Source organism: Pseudarthrobacter sp. HLT1-3, assembly GCF_059383535.1.
The window spans coordinates 1-7,563 of the sequence record NZ_JBWZCJ010000048.1; the positions used below are offsets into that span (position 1 = coordinate 1).

Annotated in this window: 5 protein-coding genes and 1 pseudogene; 4 read left to right on the plus strand and 2 right to left on the minus strand. The window is 59.9% G+C overall.

Annotation, left to right across the window (positions count from 1 at the left end; translation table 11 throughout):
• Positions 1-966: 966 nt before the first annotated feature.
• The 3 genes and pseudogenes from AC50X9_RS20880 to AC50X9_RS20890 all read left to right on the plus strand — a co-directional run bounded on the left by AC50X9_RS20880 (position 967) and on the right by AC50X9_RS20890 (position 3,987).
• Positions 967-1,239: a hypothetical protein gene (locus AC50X9_RS20880; protein ID WP_494896939.1), complete on the plus strand. Its 273-nt coding sequence runs from the start codon at positions 967-969 to the stop codon at positions 1,237-1,239.
• Positions 1,240-2,588: 1,349 nt separating this feature from the next.
• The gene (locus tag AC50X9_RS20885; protein ID WP_494896941.1) at positions 2,589-3,395 is read left to right on the plus strand and encodes an SMODS-associated NUDIX domain-containing protein; all 807 of its coding nucleotides are present in this window, start codon (positions 2,589-2,591) and stop codon (positions 3,393-3,395) included.
• An 89-nt stretch (positions 3,396-3,484) separates the two neighbouring features.
• Positions 3,485-3,987: pseudogene (locus AC50X9_RS20890) on the plus strand (SMODS domain-containing nucleotidyltransferase).
• Here the strand turns inward: AC50X9_RS20890 and AC50X9_RS20895 are convergent.
• Together AC50X9_RS20895 and AC50X9_RS20900 are read right to left on the minus strand one after the other, a co-directional pair.
• On the minus strand, positions 3,938-4,192 hold the full coding sequence (locus AC50X9_RS20895) for an IS3 family transposase (RefSeq protein WP_494896943.1): 255 nt from the start codon (positions 4,190-4,192) through the stop codon (positions 3,938-3,940). The pseudogene AC50X9_RS20890 and the gene AC50X9_RS20895 sit on opposite strands and share 50 nt — an antisense overlap.
• Positions 4,193-4,245: 53 nt before the next feature.
• Positions 4,246-4,536 (minus strand): transposase, encoded by a 291-nt coding sequence (locus AC50X9_RS20900; protein WP_494896944.1) that lies wholly within the window; start codon positions 4,534-4,536, stop codon positions 4,246-4,248.
• Positions 4,537-4,975: 439 nt separating this feature from the next.
• On the opposite strand from AC50X9_RS20900, the gene AC50X9_RS20905 reads away from it, so the two are divergent.
• A complete protein-coding gene (locus tag AC50X9_RS20905; protein ID WP_494896946.1) occupies positions 4,976-7,465 on the plus strand; it encodes an ATP-dependent Clp protease ATP-binding subunit in 2,490 nt (829 codons plus the stop codon).
• Positions 7,466-7,563: the final 98 nt, after the last annotated feature.

A 7,563-nucleotide genomic window follows, 5' to 3' on the forward strand; every position in this document is an offset into this window, starting at 1 on the left:
CCGCTGCTGACAGCCGGCCATCAAGATGACAACGCGCTACCAGTCAGCAAGCAGGGCTTCTCGTGGATCACGTAAAACCACTACCGCCCCACGCTCCTAGACAACGGCTCAGATTGGGAATCACCCCCGCGCATGCGGGGCCGGACTCTTTGGCGGTCTGCGAAATGTAGCCGAACGTGCCCTTCTTGAACAGGCAAAACGTATCGTGGCCGACCGCGCGGGCAGAGAAAAGCCGGAAGACCCGGGGCGCGACGTGGAACTCTCAAGCCCCGATCGGCATTGGCCCCGAGTTGCATCACCGCCGGCTGAACTACACAGAGCCGAAGTTCGGCCGCATGAAAGCCCGCCGGGAGCAGAAAGGACCATCTGGGTCGTCCACCTCCAGGCGCGCCCCAATTGGAAGAACACTCTCTACTTGGAAGAAACGCCTCGTCCAGATGGAAGTCTTCCAGGTAGACCTGTTCTCCGGCCAGAAGCCATTTGCCGGTTCGAGCTTCCTCCATCCAGGTTCGCTGGCTCGGTAGCACCTGGATCAAATCGATTGCCATACCGGTGCCGTCGCTACCTTTTCGGAGCGTATCGAGGCGGTGCTTGAGTCCTTGTGTGCAGCGCGGGAGGTGCTGAGACGATCCCGGGAGTCTCGGTTCTGATAGGACCCTTTGACTGTCCGGTGAGGGCATATCCCTGACTGACGTCAGTTGAGTACCGATACTCGCGGCAAATCGGGATCTGTTGTGGCATTTCCTGACACTTTGCCGTGAGGCTATATGGGTCACGCTGACACTCGCCGCGGGGGAGCACGCCGGCAGAACCTACGAAGGCCGCCGGGAACGATTCAGGCCGCCTTTTTTCTCGCTGCCTATCGAAGATAAGGCGGCCGTGGTAATTTCTGCTTGGATTAGGAGTTCCTCATGCGATTGCCTTCCAGTCCGGCTCCTGAAACCGCTTTCGAAAGCAGAGGCAACGATGGCAACTCTATTGATCTTCCATGAGGTCGACGACGTTGACCACTGGCTCAGCTCGCCGCGACGCCATGAACTCTTCGGACCTATTGGCATGACTGTTCGAACCTTTGTCGACCCGGGGAAAACCAACCGCGTCGGCCTGATCGTCGAAGTCCCGGACATGGACACGTTCCAGCGAATGATGGAGTCCGAGGCAGCGGCCGACGCCATGAAATTCGACGGCGTACGCCCGGACACGATCCTGATGCTGGTCGAACCCGAGTCCAGCATCTGACCCGGGGGCGTGAGTGCTGGCGTGTCTTTGGAGGCGTGCAGCCGCTCATACCTGCAATCTGCCGCCGGAGGGCGGTGCGTTTGGCTAGCCCCGGGGGTCGTTCAGGTGGCTGGCCTGGCGCGAGCGAACGACTGCTGCCGCAGAGGCAGAGTCGCATAAAACCGCGACGAGCGCACATGGGATCATCTGGATTGTCCATGGCCTGGCGCGAGCGAACGACTGCTGCCGCAGAAGTACGCGGTCAAGCGATGGTCCTCGGGACCAAGTTGCCTGTCCATCTACAGTTGTTGTGAGATCGGAAGCTAGTTGGCTGTGAGGTTCCAGGCTACGTGGCCATTTCCCAACTTAGATGGCCAGGTTTTACGGTAGTCGGCCAACTGATTCACTCAGCTGGCCAACTACCGGGCCCAGCCGACCGCTGGCGGGTTGTCTTTCAAGCGTTCCCTGACGAGTTCGGGTTAGAGATGTCACCCTAGGCGCAAGAACGGGCATCTATTTGCAAGAACTCGTCGGCCTATTTGCAAGACTTGCAAGTAGGCCGACTGTGAGATTCGGAGCTAGTTGAGATCTTTCGGAACTTGTTATGAGATCGGAGGCTAGTTGGAGTTGCCCGGCTAGTCGTCGAAACGGCCCAACGTACTTGGATACAGACGCTCGGCCTTAGTTGCGGGACTCGCAACTAAGGCGGAGGTGTCTTCGGCGCCTATCCCTGCTGAGCCCCATCGCGATAGCCCCTGTTCCCGTTCTGAATTACCTGGGATCCCGTCTGGAGGACGACAAGACCGAGACAGTCCTGTATCGCCGTCACGCAAAGACGGAGTGGATGCATGGACGTGGCCGGGGGCGGATCGCGCGGCGATAGTTGCTGCCTTCATCGTCGAACAGGTAGCTGGGCAGGACGTCGCCAGCGCTGCTGGTGCTTTCGAAGATGTAGTTGTCCTCATGAGTCTGAGTACGAGGGTGAGTCGTGAACGTATTCTAGGCCTCGGTCTTGGCTAGTTCGACAAAGCATCGTTTCTGCCTCGGCCACGGGGAAGCGCTCAGCCCCGAGCCTGGCCCATCCAGCGTCCTGTCCCGGCTACCCTCGTTTAGGTTTTGATGTTCGAAAACGAAGACAGCGGGCACGATCGATGGCAAGCAATGAAACGCTGAGTGCGCGCCCAAGGTGCCATTGGACGAGTTCGGCGCCCAGCTGATCGACATCGAGGCCGCGCAACGTCATACAGCAGTCATGCACCTGCCCTCCGCTCAACCAATGTCAAACATAATTTCCTGAATGGCAGCTCCAAGGTCTGCCTATTGGGTCGCCATCAACAACTCGCCGACGACTGCGATTAAGGACCCTGACAGTGGCTCGTTTGTTTTTCTATCTCGTCGTATTGCTTGTGTCGACAGTCGTGATGATCAATTCGGATCCTGGCGGCGGATTTTTCGCAGTCTCCAGCGGACTCGCGGTTGGCTTCGCCATACCGCTGGTAGACACAATGATTGTTCACTCTCGTTTGCTGAAGATCGCCTGTTACTCCATACGTACGTGGAAAGGCCGTGTCCGTATCTCAGCGTCGTACCTCTATCGCATTCAGGTTGATGGCGACTACTTACTCGTGAAGGGACAACGGTTCGATCAGTATCAACCCGTCGGGGGTGTCTACAAGACCCATCCGTCATCGTCAGGCAGGCTCAGTGACCTGAACGTCCTGAACGACAGTTTGTTGATCCCAGACGCGGTCAGTGAGGGCGACCTGCGGGTGCGGGTCCCGGGCAAAAATCTACTTTCGTTCGTACGATGGTTCGAGGGAGAACGTGGACGTGAGACCGACGGCTGGCGCGAGTTCTATGAAGAGCTTGTTGCTACGGGGATTCTGCCCGAGGAGGCTTTCCGAGTGATCAAGTACGACCGAGTTACGCGTCGGTATAACCCGATGAGGTACAGCCAATGGGCGCAGAGCCAGGAATTGCTGATTGCAGACATCCTGGAGCTTCTGCCCACGGACGATCAGCTCGCCGAGTTGCGGAAGCTCAAAGGTCGTTCCGATTCTCGGATCCTATGGGCTTCAGAGAACCAGATTCGACGATTGGGAGCAGCAGACGGCGCAGCCAGCCAGACAACCCAGATAGCCCAGACGGCAGAGTGGACTATTGATGCCGCTATCTGAAGTCAACGTGTTGTGCTTGGCTACTGGGCCTCTGAACTTCTCCAGGAGGACAAAACGTGAGTCAGCCCAGTGAGTTCAAGGCGTTTCTCATGGAGAAGGTCAATCTGAACCAAGGCAGGTTAAACCTGCTTTCTCAACGCGTGACCGCCATCGAAAACTTCCTGTCGAACGATGAGGTCTTTGGTGAGTACGTAACCGAAGTGATTCCGCAAGGCTCCTTCGCGCACGGGACCATAATCAAGCCTGTTGGTAACAAAGAGTTCGACGCAGACGTGTTAGTCCCGATGGATGGGGTCGACGGCTGGAATCCCAGTGACTACGTGCAGAAGTCGTACGAGGCTTTTGGGCGCAATGCGTCGTACAAGTCAATGCGTTCGCGAAGAAGCGCTGCGTGACGATTGACTATGCAGGCGACTTCCATGTCGACGTGGTCCCGTTTGTGAACCGATACGGCACTGCTTACGTCACCAATAGGAACACCGACCAGTTTGAACCGGCTGCCCCTGACGAATTCACCGAGTGGCTAGAGGGAAAGAACCGAATCACGAACGGAAACGCATCCGCTTGGCCGCCCAGCCGTTCTCCGCCATGATGGCAGCGACCGTCCCCACGGAAATCTCCACACCCGTGGCGGCGAGTTTGGTGTGGACCATGCGATGGCCGAAGATCCCGTCGGAGGAATCGAACATCGCCTTGACCAATCCGGTCAGCTCCCGGTGCCGGACAGCCGTCGGTGATTCTTCGTGGTCCAGCCACCGGTAATACGAGGCCCGCGGAATGCCCAGCCGGGCGCACATCCAGGTGACAGGGAATTCGGCGTTCTTCTCCTGAACAAGCCGGTAGAGGTCCTCTACCGTTGTTCTTTGGCGAAGAACGCCGAAACTTTTTTCAGGAAATCATTCTCCCTCTCCAGCTCCCGCAGCCGTGCCTCCAACGCCTTGTATTTCGCGGGATCCACCGGATCATCAGGCTTGCCGCCGGCCCCGGCCTCTCCTTCCCGATGCAGCTGGACCCACCGCTTCAGCGCGGTCACGGAGATCCCCAGCTCGGGGGCAACTGAGGCGGGCGAACGGCCAGAGGAAATGACGAGATTCACGGCATCGGCCTTGAACTCATCGGAATAAGTGGGACGGGAAGACATGGGCACAGTCCTTTCAAACTGTGTCTCACATCAGTAGTACACCTCACTGCGCATCTTCTTCTGGTCGGGACCCATCCGCCGACGGCCGAGACTGGCAAGATCCGCTGCAAGTTGGGGTTCCACAACCTAGGGGGGCGTTGACGGAATTGCCTAGGTTCGAGTGCAGGCGACTTCTGAAATGCGGTGCAGACGACTTCTGAAAATGACGCCGGGCCCTTTGAGTTGGAAGCCTTCATCTACGGTGTTGACGTGCTTGGTCAGATCGACCTGATGTTGCTTGAACGCGCACTGACTGCAGCGCTCCCGCCTGCCGTCGCTGTCTAACTCAAGGGGACGTCAGATGAATCCGGTTCTCGAATATCCTGCTTCGGCGAACGCCCCCAAGCGGGCCTAAGGCGACGTAGCATCAAAGAAGGGGGTAGCCGGGAGTGTGGCGAAAATGTTTGAGCGATTCACGGACCGTGCCCGTCGCGTAGTTGTGCTTGCCCAAGAGGAGGCACGCATGCTGAACCACGGTTACATTGGTACCGAACACATCCTTTTGGGTCTGATCCATGAGGGTGAAGGTGTTGCTGCCCAAGCCCTTGCGTCCTTGAGTATTTCGCTCGACAGCGTACGCGAGCAGGTACAGGAGATCATCGGCCCGGGCCAGGAGTCCCCATCCGGTCACATCCCCTTCACCCCGCGGGCCAAAAAGGTCCTGGAGCTCTCGCTGCGCGAGGCCCTGCAGCTGGGACACAACTACATCGGTACCGAGCACATCCTGCTCGGTCTGATCCGGGAGGGTGAAGGTGTTGCCGCCCAGGTGCTGGTCAAGCTCGGTGCGGATCCGAGCCGGGTCCGCCAGCAGGTCATTCAGCTGCTCTCGGGTTACCAGGGCAAGGAGACCACAGGCCCCCGTCAGGATCATGTTGAAGCGATTCCCTCTGGTTCCGTGGTTCTGGATCAGTTCGGTCGCAACCTGACCCAGGCTGCGCGCGAAAACAAGCTGGACCCCGTGATCGGGCGCGAGTCCGAAATGGAACGCGTGATGCAGGTTCTGTCGCGCCGCACCAAGAACAATCCGGTGCTGATCGGTGAGCCAGGCGTCGGCAAGACTGCCGTCGTCGAGGGTCTTGCCCAGGCGATTGTCCGCGGGGACGTGCCGGAGACTCTTAAGGACAAGCAGCTGTACACGCTGGACCTGGGTTCCGTGGTCGCAGGTTCCCGTTACCGTGGTGACTTCGAAGAGCGGCTGAAGAAGGTCCTCAAGGAGATCCGCACCCGCGGCGACATCATCCTGTTCATCGACGAGATCCACACCCTGGTCGGTGCCGGTGCCGCCGAGGGCGCCATCGATGCGGCCTCGATCCTGAAGCCCATGCTGGCCCGCGGCGAGCTCCAGACCATCGGTGCCACCACGCTGGACGACTACCGCAAGCACATCGAGAAGGATGCCGCACTGGAACGGCGTTTCCAGCCGATCCAGGTCAAGGAGCCCTCCGTCGCTCACGCGATCGAGATCCTCAAGGGCCTCCGTGACCGGTACGAGGCGCACCACCGCGTTACCATCACCGACGGCGCGCTGGTCGCTGCCGCAAACCTGTCCGAAAGGTACATCTCGGACCGCTTCCTGCCGGACAAGGCGATTGACCTGATCGATGAGGCCGGCGCACGGCTGCGGATCCGCCGGATGACAGCCCCGCCGGAGCTCAAGGTCATGGACGAGAAGATCGCCGCCATGAAGCTGGAGAAGGAATCCGCGATCGACGCCTCCGACTACGAGGGGGCCGCGTCGCTGCGCGACAAGGAGCAGAAACTCGTGACCGTGCGCAAAGAGAAGGAGCGCCAGTGGAAGACCGGCGGCATGGACGACATCTCCGAAGTTGATGAGGACCTGATCGCCGAGGTCCTGGCCAATGCCACCGGCATCCCGGTCGTCAAGCTGACCGAGGAAGAGTCCTCGCGGCTGCTGAAGATGGAAGACGAGCTGCACCAACGTGTCGTTGGCCAGGAGGAGGCGATTAAGTCGGTTTCGCGGGCGATCCGGCGGACCCGTGCAGGCCTGAAGGACCCGAAGCGTCCGGGCGGTTCGTTCATCTTCGCCGGCCCCACCGGCGTCGGCAAGACCGAACTCGCCAAGGCCCTGGCCGAATTCCTCTTCGGCGAGGAAGATGCCCTGATCACCCTGGACATGTCCGAGTACTCGGAGAAGCACACGGTGTCGCGTCTCTTCGGTGCCCCTCCGGGCTACGTCGGTTACGACGAGGGCGGACAGCTGACCGAGAAGGTCCGGCGTCGTCCGTTCTCCGTGGTCCTGTTCGACGAAGTGGAGAAGGCGCACGCCGACCTCTTCAACTCGCTGCTGCAGATCCTGGAAGACGGCCGCCTGACAGATAGCCATGGCCGCGTGGTCGACTTCAAGAACACCGTGATCATCATGACCACCAACCTCGGCACCCGGGACATTTCCAAGAGTGTGGCCACCGGCTTCCAGTCGGGCACGGACACGCAGACCGGCTACAACCGGATGCGGGCCCGCGTAACGGAGGAGCTCAAGCAGCACTTCCGCCCCGAGTTCCTGAACCGTGTTGACGACGTCATCGTGTTCCCGCAGCTGACCCAGGACGAAATCATCGAGATCGTGGACATGTTCGTCGGCCGGCTGGAGAAACGCCTTGCGGACAAGGACATGGGCATCGAGCTCACGCCCGCGGCCAAGGTGCTCCTGGCAACCCGCGGCTACGACCCCGCCATGGGTGCCCGGCCGCTGCGCCGGACTATCCAGCGCGAGATCGAGGACCAGCTCTCCGAGAAGATCCTCTTCGGCGAAATCCACGCCGGCGACATTGTTGTAGTCGATGTGGACGGCGAAGGCGACGACGCCAAGTTCACCTTCGCCGGCAACACCAAGCCGCACATTCCCGATGCACTGCCCGCCGCGAGCTAGCCCGGATTTTTCATGATGGCCGGGTTGGCGGTCGGGTCAGGGGCTAATTCCCGTTCCGGCTGATTCTGCGGTTTTGGGCGTGCGGGCGGGGCCTGTTG

Coding starts and splice junctions, on each gene's coding strand:
- AC50X9_RS20880 (WP_494896939.1), top strand. CDS start 967: ATGGCAACTCTATTGATCTTCCATGAGGTCGACGACGTTGACCACTGG.
- AC50X9_RS20895 (WP_494896943.1), bottom strand. CDS start 4,192: ATGTGCGCCCGGCTGGGCATTCCGCGGGCCTCGTATTACCGGTGGCTG.
- AC50X9_RS20900 (WP_494896944.1), bottom strand. CDS start 4,536: ATGTCTTCCCGTCCCACTTATTCCGATGAGTTCAAGGCCGATGCCGTG.
- AC50X9_RS20905 (WP_494896946.1), top strand. CDS start 4,976: ATGTTTGAGCGATTCACGGACCGTGCCCGTCGCGTAGTTGTGCTTGCC.